Raw genomic sequence first — 17,793 nt, 5'->3', positions numbered from 1 at the left:
GGGAGATGCCACGCGTTTTGTTGAAACCTCAGCAAAAATTAGCTTATGCGATGCCCGCTGACCGTTTGAAGACGGTCCGAACATCATAAAACCTGACCTCTTCTCGCAACAACGACACTCCGGCCTCTTCCTGAGGCCGTTTTTTGTACAGCATCCTACTAAGCAACGCACACTACTCCGTCAGCATTGACCTCAGCCGGTTGATCCAGGACTCCGTATCGTTCAGCAACGCACAACTGAGATTTTCAATGGTCATGTGTTGCGCCATTGAAGCGCGGCGCAGCAGGCTGTAAGCATCGTCCTCCTCAAGCCGTAGCGCAGACATTACCCGCAGTTGCGCGGAAAACAGAAATCTGCGCGCCCTAAGACGCTCCTCCTGCCGCCGGAGCTGCGCTTCGAGCTGGTGGATCTGTGCAGCATGAGTAAGCGCCAGGGTAAACGCAGTCATCACACCGTCAAAGCGCACGGGTTTGCGCATGTAGCTGTCGATCTTCTGTTCGGCAATCCACTGTAGTCGTGATGGCGTTTCAATGGCAGTCAGCGCAATCTTTGGCAGCGCGGGCCAGGGGAGCGGGTTTGTGGGGTGAAACAGGGTAGAGTTATCGCCATCGAACACCAGCAGCTGCTGGTCAGCCAGCTGGTTCTCATCCGGAAACACTGCACAGAACAGGCCTTCTATCCCTATGCGGCTAAACTGCTGCGCCAGATGGTGGTTATCACGGTCAGAACAGCCGATCACACACACCTTTAATCCGCGCATCTGCACGTTTTTTCGGCTCATTCGCCACCTCCATGCGGCGTAAGGCTCGCGAGGTCCACCCAGGCCAGCCAGGGATCGGGTTCCACCGGCGCATCAGCCTGCCAGAAACTCTCCAGCCTGCCGTTGTGGCAACGCGCCAGATGCGGGGTCAGCCAGCAGTGATTATTTCCGGCGTTAAGGCGGATCCGCCCGGCTGGCGAATCCATTTCATCCAGCAATACCGCATCGCGTACACCTTCAACGTCATCATTGCCGTGGCGCGCAATGGCTCTCGCCAGCAAATGCCCGGCCAGCCAGGCACTCTCGCTGTCCACTGATGGCGAAACATGCTCACCAAAGCGCTGGTGATAGCTGCTGAGAAAACGCCGGTTGGCGGTGTTGTCTATCGACTGAAACCAGCTGGCAGAAACCAGGTATCCCTCTAACGCCTCTGCGCCAATCAACTGAACTTCCGGTTCACACAAGGTCAGGCTTAGCTTTAGCACCTCATTTAACCAGGGCTGCTGCTGGCAGGCCTGATGCCAGGCGCGGTAAAAACTGTAAGCGCTTTTACCGACCAGGGTATTCAGGAGGACTTTCGGGCGGCAGGCGATAATATCCGCGATTATCGTCTCGACATTTTCTTCGCCCATCGGCAGTAATTTGCTTTGCAGCACGCTGCCGCCCGCGGGGATCATGGCTTCACGGGTGATGCGATCCATCTCCCAGGACCAGACATAGTTCGAACCGATGTGATAGATCTCTGCCGCCTGCTGCTGTAAAAGCCAGCTCAGCATCGGCAAAATATGCTGATTAGGGGTGGCGCCCAGGTAAATCACGCTATTGCTGCTCTCAAACCCCTCATAGCGCGCGGAATGCCACAGCAGCGCGTTGGCACCCTCGATCAACGGCAGAATGGTCTTTCGCGCCGCGGACGTGTAGCAGCCGATCACATGACGCACGCCGTGGCGATAGAGTAAGTCGTGACAATATTCATAGTAGAGATCCAGCGAACCCTGCGGATCGCGGATCACAGGCGCAAGGGTAAACGGATGGGCGGGATTAGCGTTTATCTCCTCGATCGACAGCAGGATGCCATTAAGCATCTCGCGCCCGATCACCGCATAATCGCCTGAAACAGAATAGAGAATACCAACCGGAATAACGCGTTTAGGCAGCGGCTGAGTGGCAGACATAGTAGCTCCTGAAACAACGCGACCCGCAGGCCGCGTCTTTGGATCATCGCGGTGGTTGAGTAATCAGCGCAGTGTAGTAATGCGGCTGACGCATCAGCACCAGGTCTTTGCGTCTTACAACATGATCGGGGTAAGGCGAACCGGCTGAACCCGTGGATATCTCCAGCACGGCCAGCCCTTTCTCACCGATAGCTTTCGCTTCCTGACGCGGAAAAGCAAACGTGTCCGGGCCAAAAATCCCGCTCAGGCCAAAGCTTTCACCCTCAGCGGCGGGCCAGTTAGCAAAAGCCAGCCAGACATTATTCTCACCCGCGCGAACGCGTGGCAGCAGCCAGTGGTAAGGATCGGCACCGCGCGGAATCGGCCAGACATGGGGGATCGCCGTGCCCGCGTGCGCCATTGGCGCAGGTGAATGAAGCTGCGCCGGGCAGGCAATGATATCGCAGCCTTCCAGCGCCAGAATCCGTGCGGCTTCCGGCACCAGCAGATCTTCACCCAGCATAATGCCGACCCGCCCGCAGGGCAGATCGCACGTCACCCACTGACTGCCTGCGCTGGCCCAGTGCCGATCCTGGTCGCTGACATGAATCTGCCGATAGTGCGCATTTACCCCCTCACTGCTTACCAGCACCGCGCTGTTATAGCACTGCTCCCCTTCCCGCTCGGCGAATCCCGTGAGCAGTGCGATATCCAGCTCTATCGCCAGCGCAATCAGCGCCTGCAGAGGTGCATCATCCAGTGTTAGCGCGAAGCGGCTACCGTCACTTCCGGTCAGCGCCCGCTCCGGCAATACCAGCAATTCTGCGCCGCCCGCTTTCGCCTGTTCGGCCTGATGCCGAATCTGTGCCAGATTAGCATTAACATCGTTTTGCGTGCGAAACTGCGCTACCGCAATGCGGGACGCTTTGCCATCGGGCAGTGGATGACGTCCGTACAAGCCAAAAAAGTCCTTTGGATTCCAGAAGAACGTATTGGTCATCAAACGCTGATACAGCTCAGGCCGGCGCTTATTCAGTTGCGGATTTTCCTCCGGAAGGGGTAATTCAGCGCTGAGTATCCGATCGCCGCCGTCGCAACTGGCCAGCAAACGCCCCTGGCTATCCACAATGCAACTGCCGCCGCTGAACTGCACGCCCCGCTCCCATCCCCAGCGATTACTTTCAATCAGCGCGCAGCCATTCTCCCAGGCGCGCGTGAGCCAGTAAGGCGCAGGTGTACGTTCAGCCAGCCAGTTGCTGATGTGGCAGATAATGTGCGCGCCGCCCAGCGCGGCCAGCCGCGCGGTTTCAATAAAGTGAATATCCATACAGACCAACATCGCGATATTGCCAATCTCCGTCTGAAAGACCTGATGACCGCTATCACCATTCGCCGCCCATTTCGGTTCCGAAATATAGGGGTGGGTTTTACGGTGAACGCCGATTAAGCCCTGCGGTCCGACCAGGATGGCGCTGTTATAGTAGAGGTCGGTGACCCTGTCCCGCTCCGGCATGCCGAAGACCAGAAAGCAGTTAAACTCACGCGCAATAGCAGCAAATGCCCGGCTGGTGGCGCCGTCTGCCGTTTCGACATAGGGGGCGACTTCCGCGCGATCCAGCCAGCAGTAACCGGTGGTGGCCATTTCCGGCATTACGATCAAACGTGCGCCATCCCGCGCGGCCTGGGTTGCCAATGCCAGCAGGCGAGCGACATTCTCCTCTTTTCTGAACTGCGTGGGTTCAAACTGAATGGTTGCCACATTGATGCGCATTATTCTGCCTCCTTGCTCAGTAACGGATTAAATACCGGTTTCGGTCCCTGGTAAGCATCAGAGGGTTTCCAGTTGGTTTGCATATCCTCAGGGAACGTTTTGAAGTAATAGCTGCCGCGGGTCACCACGCTGATCGCGACATGCAGCACAGGACCCACCAGCATGGCAATAAACGAGGCGTATACCATCGGATAGAGGCCCAGCACACCCGCCGCGCCTATCGCAACCGCGACGCACAACGCAATGACGCCGGACGGGTTCCACATACGCAGATACGCTTTGCGAAACTCCACGAAATCAGAGGGCGCAAGATGCAGCACTTTGCGACAGATAAAGTAATCCGCAAGGATAATAAATACCCAGGTATTGGTGAGAATGCCGGTAATCGACAGGAAAGTACCGGTGTACTGCAGGATATTGCAGATATAGAACACCACGCCCAGCAGCCAGACCAGCAACATCCACCACTGACGTCCCGGCCGATAGTTAAACGCCATATCCATGGTATTCGACAGTGCAATCGAACCCGAGTAGAGATTGAGCACGTTAATACGGATCTGGGTAATCACCGCAAATAACACGCCGGTCAGCCCGATGATCAGCGGGAAGACAAAGCCCGGATCGAGCGCCAGCGACCAGACATCTTCGCCCTGAATATGCGGCATCAGGGTATAGGCCATAAAGGCGCCAAACAGCATGACTACGACAATCGGGATCAGCATCCCCAGCATGATCGTTGCAGTACCTTTATGACTGATACCTGGGCGGGCAAAACGACCGTAATCGGTGGCCATCAGGCCCTGAAAAACAATCTGCCCGTTGGCCATATTCATGACCAGCCACAGGGCGTTACTGTCCACCTCCCCTTTTGACTGCCAGCCGCTGAAGCTGACGGCCGGATAGTGGTGCGTTAACTGCCAGATACAAAAGCCAAACAGCACAATGAAAATGGGGACACCCCAAGTTTGCAGAAACTGCATTGATGACATGCCTTTCCAGACAAACCAGATGGCGGCCAGCCCCATCAGCGCAAAGATGGCGATACCGGTCGGGGAGTTGACCGGCACGCCCGCATAGTTGGCGATAGCGTGGGAAACGATGGTGCCTTCGAACAGAAAATAGAAGATGAAGTTGACCGCATAAATCAGCGAGGTGACGGCGGAGCCCATATAGCCAAACCCCAAACCGCGCGTCATCAGATTGAGTGAAAGGCCCTCTTTGCTCGCCATCTTCATGATGCACGAACCAATCAGGGTGGCGAACACCACCATATAACCTATCGGCAGCAGCAGCATTGGCCAGCCGACCTGGTAGCTCATGTCCGCGCCAAGGCTGAACCAGAACATGGCGGTAGAGTTGCCAAGCAACACCAGAATAATGGCCGGAATGGGCCAGCGATAGTGCGACGGCACGCGGCCAACCGCGTAATCCTCAACGGCCTCTGCTTCGGTAATATCCTGTGGCCCCTGAAACCATGCTTTCAACTTATTCATAGATTTACTCCAAAAAAAAGCCCCGCCGACAGCATTGCCGGTAGGGCTTCTTCGCCTGAAATCGATGTCGTGGAGTGGCGTGTCGCCACAGGCCGCTTACCAGGCTACGGTGCCTGTTCCTGCGCTGCAGGATGCGGTAACTATGAGAAAGCAATTACTGCGCCAACTGTTAAAACAGCGGAGGAAGGCGGTAAACCGGCGTGGTGACGGGATTAACACGCATGAAGTCAGTGCAGCATGCACCATTGTGAAACAGGCGCACTGCGCGTTATTTCATGACGTATCCGGGTTAAGAATGAATAAAATCTCAGGCAACCTGACAATGCAGACGCGGGTTCAGCCCCCCATGAACTGCGTCTCACACTGCCGGGCTATCTCCCACAGTCTGTTACGGATCACCTGTTTAAGTTGCAGCGTGGACTGCGACTGTGGCTGGTCACGACGGCTGATAAGCATCACTTCAAACGGCAGAGGTTGCGCGATGGGCAGCAGCTTTAGCTGATCGGCATAGCGACAGGCGGTGAAGAGATCCACGACGCCCACGCCGCCGCCTGCCAGCACCATATCTGCAATGACCGAATAGGTTTTGATCGACAACGACACGGCGGGATTCAGTTTCTTATCACGCAGCGCACGATGCAGAACGCGTCCAAGGGGATCCTGAGCCTGCATCATCAGTAAATTATTGTTGCACAACCACTCCAGCGTAACGGGTTCATGCCGGGGATGATGGCGCGGTAACAGCGCCACCATGGAAGACTGAAACAGAGGTTCAGCCAGCAGATCCGCATCGACCTGCTGACCGAAGACCAGCGCGAAATCGAGCTGATTCTCCAGAATCATCTGGCATAAGGTACTGAAGTGCTCGGTGACCAGTTCCACACTGACGGAGGCCATCTGTTGCCGCCAGGTGACCAGGGCAGGTGCCATCACCATCTGACCAAAGGCGTGAGCCGCGCCGACGCGAACTAACTGCCCTTCACCACGCCGCAGCTGTTCGGTGAGCTGGGTAATGGATTGCAGGCGCTGGCAGAGATCGTCGATTTCAGGTAGCAGGCGTCGCCCTTCTGCCGTCACACTCATCCCCTGTATACGTCGCTCAAATAGCGCAAACCCCAGTTGCTGTTCAGCGTGATTCAGCACACGGCTGATATTCGGTTGCGACACATTCAGCAGGCGCGCCGCTGCGCTGATGCTGCCGGTCTGTACGATGGCCTGAAAGACCTCGATATGGCGGAGCCGCATGATGATTTACCCTGGATGGAATACCGGACACGAAGGCCTCTCCGACAGGCTGCACAGGCGAATGGTGAGAGCCATCCTTATCCTGTTGCAAAAACTGTACCGCAAAACCGGTGCTGGCAACCCCGGTATAAAGTCGCTACGACTGCGTACTCGCCAGATAGGAGAATGCACTGAGTAAGCTGATCAACGTTTCCATTTTCTCCGCCTGATACGCCACGGTAACAGCATCAAGACGCGTGACGCCGGGGATCAGACTGAACAGATCGGCCAGCACCGGTTTCGTGGCCTGAAGGTGCATAGAGTAAGGCGCCGTCAGGCGGGTTGTGCTCACCTGAGGGCGATGTTGCAGTGCGGCACTTGCCGCGGCAGCGATCGCGCGTTGGGCCGCCTGCGGACTGATCGATTCCGCGCAGGTATGCGAAATGGCACGTTTTACACAGACGTAATCGACCGCTGAGTAATATTCCGCTATCCAGCTCTGTAACTGATCGTCGCCGGTGACCAGCAGCAATGGCGTACCCTGTTCAGCGGCGGCGGCGGCATAAATATCGGTTTCGCCCATCACCAGGCCATTGATGTGTATACGCCAGAACGCACGCCCATTGATGGTATGCGCCAGTACGCCGGATTCACCCGCTGCACTGTGAAATCCCACCAGAAACAGTCCGTCGAACGTCTGCTGTTCTATCCCTTCCACCATCGACAGGCAGCGAGGTTTGCCCTGCACCAGTCGGGCGCGGGGATCGATATTTTCCGCACGTAAATTGGTCATCTGCGCATGGCTATCGGCAACAACTACTTCCATTGCGCCGCCGGCGAACGCCCCCTCAATCGCGGCATTCACTTCCTGTTCCATCAGACCACGGGCGATCTGATGCTCCGGGTGACCAGGTGTACACTGCTCCGGACGCATGACGCCCGCGATGCCTTCAATGTCGGCTGAGATAAAAATTTTCATGAGGTTAACCTGTCCAGAATCTGCGTCAGTGAGGGGCGATGGTGACCGCGAAAGCCCGTAACGGCCTCTGCGCTCAACAGGGCATCCAGTACCGCCTGTTCAGTTGCATCGGCTGCCGCGGCAAGCAGCGGCTCCAGCGTGTCGTCCTGCGGCGGTTGCGGCAGCGATTGCGTGGAAAACGCCACCGCAATATCGCCCGAGCCGTGGCCCCAGTAACTGCCCAGCCGGCCCAGACCGGCACCGGCTCGCTTCGCGATGCGCTTCAGCTGACGGGCATCCAGCGGTGCATCTGTGGCCATAATGATGATGACAGAACCGGCATCCCGCTGCGGCGCATTCCCCGCCAGCAGCGGCGCAATCATCTCACCCGCCCGCACGCCATCGATCGTTAAGGCCTCCAGTGCGCCGAAATTGGCCAGCACCAGCACGCCAAGCGTGGCGTTGAGGGAGGGTATCAGCCGTGAAGCAGTGCCGATGCCCCCTTTCAGGCTGAAACAGCTCATCCCGCGTCCTGCGCCGACGCTGCCGCGCGCAAAATCAGCGGAGGCCGTCTGCAGCGCCGCCTGCGCCATCGCCTCACTGACAGCCAGCGCCTGGATATCATTCAGCCAGCCATCGTTGCACTCCAGCACCAGCGGGTTGACCGTAGGCAACGTCCGGCCCAGTTCCGGGTTAAGACGGATGGCATCCCGCACCAGCGCGGTCAACAGCGTGCCGACCGCCAGCGTATTACTGAGCAGAATCGGCGTCTGAAGCACGCCAAGTTCCTCTATCTGAACCAGTCCGACGGGTTTCGCAAAGCCGTTCAGCACCTCAGCTCCACACGACAGCGGCGTGAGAAACAGATTGTCGCCCGGCGGTACGATAGCGGTGACGCCAGTCTGTATTTCACCTTCATTCAGCGTGTCATGTCCGACACGCACACCCGCAACATCGCTGATGCGATTCGTGGGTCCGCATGCGCTTCGCGGTTGCCCAAGCTCACGCCTGTCACGCCAGCGATCCAGCAGCAGGTCGCGCTGCAGTTGTTGATAATCCATCTTCAGCCCTTGAGTTTGGGATCGAGCGTGTCGCGCAGCGCGTCGCCAAGCAGATTAAATGCCAGCACGGTAATAAAGATCGCCAGCCCCGGGAATACGCTCATGTGCCAGGCACCAGCCATCATCATGCTACGGCTCATCGCCAGAATATTGCCCCATTCCGGCACGTCAGGCTCCGGACCCAGTCCGATAAAGCTCAGGCCCGCCGCCGTCAGAATACTGGTGCCAATCCGCATGGTGAAATAGACAATCACGCTGGAAAGCGTGCCGGGCAGGATATGCCGCAGAATAATCACGCGGTCTGGTGCACCGGCACAGCGCACGGCTTCAACATAGGCAGCCTGCTTCAGAGAGAGCGTCGACGCCCGCACGATACGGGCAAATACCGGCACGCTGAATACCGCGACCGCGATAATCACATTGTTCAGACCGGTTCCCAGCAGCGCCACCACCGCAATGGCCAGCAACATGCCGGGAAACGCGAATAGGACGTCGGCACCGCGCATGATCAGCATATCGACCCAACCGCCGTAATAGCCCGCCAGTAAGCCCAGCATAACCCCGACCAGCATACCCATCGTCACCGACAGCACGCCAATATAGAGCGAGATGCGCGCGCCATAGATGATGCGGCTGAGCAGGTCGCGCCCCAGCTCGTCGGTCCCCATCCAGTGTGCCGAGGAAGGCGGCGACGACAGCGCCATCCAGTCCGGGACCATGGGATCCCAGGGTGCCAGCCAGGGGGCAAAAATCGCCACCACAATTAACAGCAGCACAAACCCGCCAGAGACCAGCGCCAGCGGATTCTGCACAAAGGCGTGCAGGAAATCACACCACGGCGAACGAATGATCTGAGGCGGGTTGTCAGTCAGCGATTGACTACTCATTTCGGCTCCTGTCGCAGACGAATGGCCGGATTGACCACCGCGTAAAGCAGATCGACCAGCAGATTGATCACAATAAACTCAAACACGAACAGCATCACCAGCGTCTGAATCACCGGCTGGTCCTGCGCTTTGATCGACTCAATCAGTAACCAGCCTAATCCCGGCCAGTTGAAAACACTCTCCACGACGATGGATCCGCCCAGCAGAAAACCGAACTGCAGACCCAGCATGGTGATCACCGGGATGAGCGCATTGCGCATCACATGTTTCCACGTCACCAGGCGGTTTCGCAGCCCTTTGGCTTTAGCGGTACGCACGTAATCTTCCTGCGCCACCTCCAGGAAGGCCGAACGGGTAAAGCGCGCCATGACCGCCGCCACCGACGAACCCAGCGTGATGGCGGGCAGAACAATATCGCTGGCCCTGTTAAAGCCGCTGACGGAGAACAGCCCGAAAGGCATCGCGACGAACTGGATGAGCAACAGCCCCAGCCAGAAAGCGGGCATCGAAATGCCGCCTACCGCCACGCTCATCAGCGTCCAGTCCTGCCATTTTCCCCGTTTCAGAGCCGCCATCACGCCAAATAACAACCCGAGAATAACGGACCAGGTAAAACCCGCTAAGGCGAGCCACAGCGTCGGCATAAAGCCCTGCCCAATCACCTCCCGCACTGGTTGCTGGGTGCGATAGGTAGTGCCCAGATCGCCCTGCAACAGGCTGCCTACCCAGTGCAGATACTGCTGCGGCAGCGGATCGTTCAGCCCGAGATGCTGACGCGCCGCTTCGACCGCCTCAATGGGCGCATCCGGTCCGGCATAAATGCGCGCCGGATCGCCCGGCATGAGCTTGATAAAACCGAAAACCAGCAGCGAGACCACCAGCAAAACCGGGATCATCTCCAGCAATCGGCGAAGGATGTATGCAATCATGCCATTCCCTGAAATGAGGTGACGGGCCTCCTCACGTCCCCGACCCGTTCCGGACAGGGGACGAGGAAGAGACCGTCTTATTTAAAGGACGCCTGAGTGAACAGCAAATTGCCATCAGGCAGCATCGAAACGCCGCTCAGCGTGTTGCGCTTGCCCACCAGATTGTCTGGCGTGCCCAGGAACGCCACCGGGGCTTCTTTCCAGAGCACCGTCTGCGCCTGCGCATAGGCGATGCCGCGCTTAGCCGGATCGGCCGTCGCCAGCCCGGCCGCAATCGCTTTGTCTGCATCCGGGTTGCTGAAGTAGGAGACGTTGTAGGAGGTCGGCACCCAGGATTCGGTGGCAAACAGCGGACGCAGCGCCCAGTCGGCGTCGCCTGTAGAGGTCGACCAGCCGCCATAATAGAGGTCAAACTCCGCCATTTTCGGATCCTTTACGCCCCACAGCTTCGCGTTGCGCGTGCCGGAATCCATCGGTGTTACGGTGGCACGGATGCCCACGGTGGCGAGCTGCGCTTTCAGCACCTGTGCGGCACGGACGCTTGCCGTGGCATTGGTCACCCAGAGCTTAAGATCCAGACCATTCGGATAGCCCGCGGCTTTGAGCAACGCTTTAGCCTCGTCCGGTGCATAGCGATAGTCAGGGTCGGTTTGTTTCTGATAAAACTGCACCCCTTCCGGCATCGCGGAGGTGGCCGGTTTGCCCAGTCCGGCAAAGGCCACTTTCAGCCATAGATTACGGTCAATCGCATAGTTGATGGCCTGACGCACCCGCACATCGGCCAGCGGCTTGTGCTGCGTGTTGATCGCCATGTAATAGAGATAGATGCTGGGGTCACGCTGAATCGAAAGGTGGCTGTCCTGCTTCACCGCCGCGATCAGGTCTGACGGCAATGGCCAGATGGCATCCACCTGCCCCGATTTTAATGCGGCGACGCGGGTCGCATCTTCCGGACTCGGCGAGAAGATCACATGGTCGACTTTAGGCCATCCCTGCTGCCAGTAACCGTCATACTTCGCCAGCGTGACCGCTTTGCCCGGTGTCCAGTTGACGAATTTAAACGGACCGGTTCCCACCGGATGTAGTCGCAACTGCGCTTCGTCCGGATATTGCTTGAGAACGGACGGGCTCCACATCACCGCCGAAGGATGCGCCAGCGTGTTGATAAAGGCGCCGAACGACTGATTGAGATCGATTTTTACCTGGTCGGGTGCCAGCACTGTGACCTTATCGATCATCTTGTAGAGGCTGTTACGCTTCAGCCCTTTTTTCTGGTCTGCCAGCCGATCAAGGTTAGCTTTGACAGCGTCCGCATCAAACGGGGTACCGTCCTGAAAGGTGACGCCTTTGCGCAGCGTCAGCGTAAATTCGGTGGCACTGTCATTGGAGGTATAACCGGTCGCCAGCCAGGGTTGAAGCTTCATCTGAGGGTCGAACTGGAACAGGCGCTCAAAGATGCCGCTCTGAACCGAGTAGCTGACATTATCCGAGGTATCGTGCGGATCCAGTCCCGTAATATCGGCATACATGGAGATGCGCAGATCCTGCGCCTGCGCAGTCATGACCAGCGTTGTCGTCAATGCGAGGGCCAGCGAAGTACGGCGAAACAGCGTTTTCATATATTCTCCTGGGCGTTGAGGATAATTACAATGCAATGCCGTCAGCGACCCAGTGCTGGGGCGCAACCTGGCGATAACGGGGTTTCGTGACCGTTTCGCCCACCTTACGTAACGGCGAAGGGATTTCGCTGTCATCGAAAAGACGGGGCTGACGGTTCTCAGGATCGGCGACCGGCACGGAGGCCAGCAGACGCCGGGTATAGGGGTGTTGCGGCTGATTAAAGACCGACTGGCGCGGACCAAGCTCGACTATCTGGCCGAGGTACATCACCGCGACGCGATTCGCAATCCGCTCGACGACCGCCATGTCGTGAGAGATGAAGATCCATGCCACGCCCGTCTGCTGCTGCAGGTCCATCATCAGATTCACGACCTGCGCCTGAATCGAGACGTCCAGGGCTGATACCGCTTCATCCGCAATAATCACTTTCGGTTTCAGCGCCATGGCGCGGGCGATGGCAATACGCTGACGCTGACCGCCAGAAAATTCGTGCGGATAACGACGCGCGTGTTCGGGCAGGAGGCCGACGCTCTTGAGCAGCGCATCGATCTGTGGAGAAGCCTGTTCAAGCGAAGAGACCATGCCATGTAGCAGCAACGGCTCGGCAATGGTGAACCCAACTGTCAGACGGGGATTCAGAGACGCATAGGGATCCTGAAACACCATCTGGATTTCACGGCGCAGCGGCTGAAACTCTGCCTCTTTCAGGTCAGAGATCTCCTTTCCTTCAAAATGAATGCTTTCAGCGTCACTGTTGATGAGGCGCATCAGCGCCCGTCCGGTTGTCGATTTGCCGCAGCCGCTTTCACCCACGATGGCCAGGGTTTCACCCGGCCACAGACTGAAATCAATCTGCTCCACCGCATGCACATGATGCGTCAGGCCCGATAAAATGCCGCTGCGAATCGGGTAATAGACTTTCAGCCCACGCACATCCAGCAGCGGCGACTCATCATAGCGAGCGGTTTTCTGCTCGCTTTGCGCAGCATCCCGCGCACCCGGCAGAGGAAAGCGTTGCGGCCATGCGTGCTCCCGCATATCGCCGAGTCTGGGCACGGCCGCCAGTAACGCTTTGGTATAAGCGTGCTGCGGGGCGGCAAAAATCTCAGACACGGTTCCCTGCTCGACCACTTCGCCACGCAGCATGACCACCACGCGATCGGCGATTTCCGCGACCACGCCCATATCATGGGTGATAAACAGTACCGCCATCTGTTTCTCACGTTGCAGCTCACGCAGAATATGGAGAATGCGCGCCTGCACGGTGACATCCAGCGCAGTGGTAGGCTCGTCGGCAATCAGGAGCTGCGGATCGCAGGCCAGCGCCTGCGCAATCATCACACGCTGCCGCATGCCGCCGGACAGCGAGTGCGGATAGCTTTTCATCACGCGATCCACATCCGCGATACGCACCTGTCGCAGCAGCTCACGCGCGCGCGCATGGGCCTGTTTTCTGTCGCACTTCTGATGATCGCGTAATGCCTCGGTGAGCTGATCGTCAATGCGCAGCACCGGATTCAGCGAGGTCATCGGCTCCTGAAAGATCATCGCCATTTCATCGCCACGCAACGTGCGGCGCTGTGCTTCGTTCAGGGTTTCTAACGCGTGCAGGTTTCCACTGCGGTCACGAAACTGCATGCTGCCGCGATCGACACGTCCATTGCTGGACAGCAGGCCCATTACCGCCAGCGACGTAACTGATTTACCTGAACCGCTTTCACCCACCACGGCGACAATTTCACCCGGATGAATGGCAAAACTGATGCCTTTGAGTGCCTGATTCTCACCGCTGCGTCCATGAAATGAGACGTTAAGGTCCTGAATCGCCAATACGGGAGATGGCGAGGCCGCGCGGGTAGCAGGAGAAGTACGTTGTGTGTCTGTCATCGTCGCCTCAAAGCGTTATAGCCAGATACGGCCTTCGGAGTAGCTCAGGAAAGGAGAACTGTCGGCGGCAAGCCAGATGGGGCCGTCCAGATCGACGAATTCCGCGTTAACCGCGACGGGCAATGCCGCCTCCATCGCCAGTGACGAACCCAGCATGCAACCGACCATGATGCGCATTTTGCGCGCGCGGGCTTCCTCCACCATCGCCAGCGCTTCCGTCAGGCCACCGCACTTATCCAGTTTGATGTTGATCATCTCGTAGCGGTCGCGTAATCCGGCAATATCCGCCCGCGTATGGCAACTCTCATCGGCACAGACCGGTATGGGATGTTTAAAACGTTGCAGGTCATGATCCTGTCCGGCGGGAAGGGGTTGCTCCACCATCGCAATATTGAACACCTTCAATGCCACCAGCAGACTTTCAAGGTCCACCCCCGACCAGGCTTCATTGGCATCGATAATGAGCGTGGCGTGCGGTGCCGCCGCACGAATCGCTGCCACTTTTTCCAGAATCTCACTGCGGTCGAGCTTAATTTTGAGCAGGATGGCACCACGTAACACGGCATCCGCCGCCGCGAGAGCCATATTTTCCTGCGTATCCAGACTAAGGGTCTCTGCCGTCACCACCGACGGTGGCTGAGAGCACGTGCTCTTTTGCCACAGCGTCTGATTTGCCCGTGCCGCGTCAAGACGCCATAGCGCACAGTCCAGCACGTTGCGCGCTGAACCGGCAGGTAACCGGTGCTGCAGATCGTGACGGCTCAGGCCCGACTCCACCTCAGTCCGTACTGCTTCGAGCAGGGCCTGAACGCTGTCGGGTGTCTCATCGTAGCGGGCCGTCGGGGTACATTCTCCCTGCCCGATGAAACCCTCCTGCTCCAGCGTGACCCGGATGACCGTCACGGCGGTACGGATACCGCGTGCGATAGCAAAGGGTCGCGCCAGCGGCAGCTCCACCATCTCAATCTGCAACTGTCTCATTTCAGCCACGCTCCTGAAGCAGTGCGGCGATCTCATCGATACCAAAACGCACAGGATCCGTAGCCGGTAAGCCGAACTCCGCGCTGATTTCGGCGCAATAAGCGAGCGCCTCTTCTTCACTGTAATTGGAGGTGTTGATCGCAAAGCCCGCCAGCTGAACCGACTCACTGGTCACCTGCGCGGCACGCAGATTGGCTTCCACGCACGCCTGCAGGCTGACCATCGGCTGGTGCGGCAAATGACGCATATGGGGGCGTCCCATTTCATGGCACATCACCAGCCAGTGTGGCTGCGCACCGTGCATCAGCCCCATACTCACGCCCGCATAAGAGGGATGGAATAGTGAGCCCTGACCTTCGACGATATCCCAGTGGTCCTCGTCATTCGCCGGTGACAGCGCTTCTGCTGCTCCGGCAATAAAATCAGCGATGACCGCATCCACAGCAATACCCTCTCCCGCGACCAGAATGCCGGTCTGCCCCGTGGCGCGAAAATCGGCCTTCATGCCGCGCGCACGCATCGCCGCTTCCAGCGCCAGTGAGGTGTACATCTTGCCCACTGAACAGTCCGTACCCACCGTCAGGATGCGCTTACCTGTGCGCTTCTTACCGCTGCCAACATTAAGCGCCGGACGCATATGACGCAGGTCAAACAGCTCAACGCCCGAAGCCTGCGCAAGTGCAACCAGTTCCGGCTCATCCACCAGTCGGTGGTGCAGACCACTGGCAACGTTCATGCCTGCTTTGATGGCACTTTTGATGGTTTCCAGCCAGTGCGCAGGCAGATAGCCGCCGGCATTGGCCGTGCCCAGCACCAGCGTTTTCGCACCACGCGCTTTGGCACCGGGAATATCCAGTTCATCCAGACCCAGACTGACCGTGCAGCCCGGCAGTTTAATTTCGCCAACGCACTGCTCAGGCCGCCAGATATGAATACCGCGCGCCGTTTTTGCCGCGAGGGGATCGGTTACATCGCCAAGAAAAAGTAAATAGGGTTGTGGGATTAGCATGTTGTCTCTCGTTTCAGCCAAAAGATCAGGTTCTGAAACCACTATTTCATGCGTTCTGAAAGGTGACGAATGCTTGTTTAGCAGGAGGGTATAACGGCAGGTTATAGCCAGAGGTAATAGTGATGATGGGTGGGTTTTTCAGGGGGGTGGGACAGGGAATGGAGTAAATGGAGGGGTGGGTCATAGGAAAAAGATTGTGTTGAGAGAAAAACAGAAGAGAGTCGCGGAATGGGTGTTCCGCGATAACCGCACTAAAAACCATTACGGGTTACTTCATGCGACGCTGCCGGGCGACGCTGGCAAGGCGTTGTGTCCGGCAGTAAATGGCAAACAGGATGAAAGCCTGCCCATTCAGTAACCAGCGAGCACCCACCAAAGCAGCGAGTGCCAGAAGTAGCCACAGACCCGAGTGGCTACCCGTAACAACGCTGTAGATCAGGAGTAACACTGTCGATATGAGCAACACCGCCCAGACGTAAGCCAGCCCCTGAACACCGGATGTATGCCCTCGCGCAAGCAGATAACTGGCGGTGAGTATCGCGCCAAGAACGACAATTGAGGGAACAAAAAAACTTAACGCGTGTATCTGTGGCGTAAGCAGAGGTAAAGCATGCAGAAACGTCAGCAAGTTAAATGCAAATGCGACCAGTAACAGCATCAGCACTAGTGCAACCGGGAAGCCGTTTTGCCGGGGCAGCGACTCAGAAGGCTGTTTAAAATAGCGCTCAAGCTCTGAAGTGGAACGGGCAAGTATGGAATCATCCTGCCGTGCGATTGCCTGATCTATTTCGCGCCCCTGTTGCAGGAGTTCAGTGATATTACGTCCAATAAGCCATGATAAAAATTGCATTAAATTACCGCCAGTGACTGGATTGTTCCCACGATGTAGCGTCCGGTACGCGGCACGTTACCTGGAGCAGCAATGATACCACTGACAGCACTGCCTGCCACAGCCGCTGCGCTCGTGACGACCTGCGCGAGTTGCTTAACAAGTTCTTTTTGCACCGGCTCTACAGGGAAACGCTTTGGATAAAGTCCTGCACGGATGGCGGCTTTAAGCTCTTTATTAGTTATACCCGGGTTTTGTGCCTTGATGATTAATTCAGTAAGCCGCGCCTTGTCCTGCCTTGGATAGTTCCTGAGCCACTCCGTGGCTTTTAAAGAAGAGACCGATTTCATCGCTCGCCATGTTGCCAGAGCTTCTTTTAATGCACCGCCCACACTGGCAAGTGAAATAAGGTCAAGAGACGTTGAAGTGGCAACGTACCACTCCTGAGAGTCCAGCCACGCGACGTTTTCACCACCGTTTTCGACGAGATCATAAACCCGGTAGATACCATTAATACACTGCACACCTGTTGCCGAAGCACCGGCATAACCAATGGCGACAAGCACGCCGCTACTGCCAGCCGTTATCGGCGTTGCTGAAGCACCGATAACCGCCACGCCAGCGGTGATAATCATTGCACCACAGGAAAGCACGGTCGAGGCAATCTCCGTGCCCATTGAGGTCGCGCTGACTGCTTCACTCAGTGACTTGCCCGTATCAGACGCTGTGGCTTGCTTAGGCGTTTTGGTCACAATAAGATGTGTGACGATACCACTTTGGCCATTAGGATGACGCTGACCAGGCCGGACAAGATATCGCTGTGCACCATCTGCATAGATGATGCCAGCCTGATAAAACTCCCGGGTACAATCCATTGCTGCACCCAGCGCTTTGAAATCAAAATCTGGTGCCCCATAACCGGTCATTCTCGCGATGTCATAACCCGGTAAGTTATTTTCGGGATTCATTCCTGGCAGGTTCATTTTATCTCCTTATAAGTTTGAACATATGAAGATAGAGTTTTTAAGCATTGAAATTCGGAATAGAGAGCCGGTCATTACCGCAACAGATTACATATCGATAACCATAAAATAAGCTAAAAACGTTATTTTTAATTAAAAGAGATAAATAGTTATTCTAATAAACCCTTCACTAAGAAAATATAACAACCTAGCTACACTTCATCGGAAAAGTTTTAAGATCAATTGGCAGAATAAATAAATTTCTTTA

15 protein-coding genes are annotated in these 17,793 nt (G+C 56.9%); all 15 read right to left on the bottom strand.

Translation table 11 applies throughout. From position 1 onward, the window contains the following. Positions 1-172: 172 nt before the first annotated feature. The 15 genes from IBT54_RS17480 to IBT54_RS17410 all read right to left on the bottom strand — a co-directional run bounded on the left by IBT54_RS17480 (position 173) and on the right by IBT54_RS17410 (position 17,546). Complete coding sequence (locus tag IBT54_RS17480; RefSeq protein WP_013357611.1) at positions 173-781, bottom strand: ANTAR domain-containing response regulator; 609 nt, start codon at positions 779-781, stop codon at positions 173-175. Beyond that, positions 778-1,935 carry a transporter substrate-binding domain-containing protein gene (locus IBT54_RS17475; RefSeq protein WP_201252577.1) on the bottom strand — a complete coding sequence of 386 codons (1,158 nt, stop codon included), beginning with the start codon at positions 1,933-1,935 and terminating at the stop codon, positions 778-780. Before IBT54_RS17475 ends, IBT54_RS17480 begins: the two co-directional genes overlap by 4 nt. Before the next feature lie 43 nt (positions 1,936-1,978). After that, on the bottom strand, positions 1,979-3,685 hold the full coding sequence (locus IBT54_RS17470) for a nitrilase-related carbon-nitrogen hydrolase (protein WP_201252576.1): 1,707 nt from the start codon (positions 3,683-3,685) through the stop codon (positions 1,979-1,981). Further along, positions 3,685-5,178, bottom strand: coding sequence for a cytosine permease (locus IBT54_RS17465; RefSeq protein ID WP_201252575.1), 1,494 nt, complete (start codon positions 5,176-5,178; stop codon positions 3,685-3,687). The genes IBT54_RS17470 and IBT54_RS17465 overlap by 1 nt, the downstream gene beginning before the upstream one ends. Before the next feature lie 336 nt (positions 5,179-5,514). Beyond that, a complete protein-coding gene (locus tag IBT54_RS17460) occupies positions 5,515-6,423 on the bottom strand; it encodes a LysR family transcriptional regulator (protein WP_201252574.1) in 909 nt (302 codons plus the stop codon). Between the two features lie 136 nt (positions 6,424-6,559). Beyond that, positions 6,560-7,381, bottom strand: a complete 822-nt coding sequence (locus IBT54_RS17455) for a M55 family metallopeptidase (RefSeq protein WP_201252573.1) — start codon at positions 7,379-7,381, stop codon at positions 6,560-6,562. Beyond that, positions 7,378-8,421, bottom strand: a complete 1,044-nt coding sequence (locus tag IBT54_RS17450; protein ID WP_201252572.1) for a P1 family peptidase — start codon at positions 8,419-8,421, stop codon at positions 7,378-7,380. Before IBT54_RS17450 ends, IBT54_RS17455 begins: the two co-directional genes overlap by 4 nt. Before the next feature lie 2 nt (positions 8,422-8,423). Next, positions 8,424-9,308, bottom strand: a complete 885-nt coding sequence (locus IBT54_RS17445; protein WP_095707315.1) for an ABC transporter permease subunit — start codon at positions 9,306-9,308, stop codon at positions 8,424-8,426. Further along, entirely contained in the window at positions 9,305-10,237 is a 933-nt protein-coding gene (locus IBT54_RS17440; protein WP_201252571.1) for an ABC transporter permease, read from the bottom strand. The genes IBT54_RS17445 and IBT54_RS17440 overlap by 4 nt, the downstream gene beginning before the upstream one ends. A 77-nt stretch (positions 10,238-10,314) precedes the next feature. After that, positions 10,315-11,856: a glutathione ABC transporter substrate-binding protein gene (locus IBT54_RS17435; RefSeq protein WP_135909109.1), complete on the bottom strand. Its 1,542-nt coding sequence runs from the start codon at positions 11,854-11,856 to the stop codon at positions 10,315-10,317. Between the two features lie 25 nt (positions 11,857-11,881). Continuing rightward, positions 11,882-13,744 (bottom strand): ABC transporter ATP-binding protein, encoded by a 1,863-nt coding sequence (locus tag IBT54_RS17430; RefSeq protein WP_201252570.1) that lies wholly within the window; start codon positions 13,742-13,744, stop codon positions 11,882-11,884. A gap of 15 nt (positions 13,745-13,759) precedes the next feature. Next, a complete protein-coding gene (gene dgcA / locus IBT54_RS17425; protein WP_201252569.1) occupies positions 13,760-14,725 on the bottom strand; it encodes an N-acetyl-D-Glu racemase DgcA in 966 nt (321 codons plus the stop codon). Between the two features lies 1 nt (position 14,726). After that, positions 14,727-15,734, bottom strand: coding sequence for an N-acetyltransferase DgcN (dgcN, locus tag IBT54_RS17420; RefSeq protein WP_192377548.1), 1,008 nt, complete (start codon positions 15,732-15,734; stop codon positions 14,727-14,729). A 268-nt stretch (positions 15,735-16,002) separates the two neighbouring features. After that, the gene (locus IBT54_RS17415; RefSeq protein WP_201252568.1) at positions 16,003-16,584 is read right to left on the bottom strand and encodes a hypothetical protein; all 582 of its coding nucleotides are present in this window, start codon (positions 16,582-16,584) and stop codon (positions 16,003-16,005) included. Then, complete coding sequence (locus IBT54_RS17410; RefSeq protein WP_201252567.1) at positions 16,584-17,546, bottom strand: hypothetical protein; 963 nt, start codon at positions 17,544-17,546, stop codon at positions 16,584-16,586. Before IBT54_RS17410 ends, IBT54_RS17415 begins: the two co-directional genes overlap by 1 nt. Positions 17,547-17,793: the final 247 nt, after the last annotated feature.

The sequence above is a fragment of the Pantoea sp. S62 genome (assembly GCF_016658625.1).
Lineage (GTDB): Bacteria > Pseudomonadota > Gammaproteobacteria > Enterobacterales > Enterobacteriaceae > Pantoea > Pantoea vagans.
The sequence above is the reverse complement of the archived record's forward strand: the minus strand, read 5'-3'. Positions and strand labels throughout refer to the sequence as shown.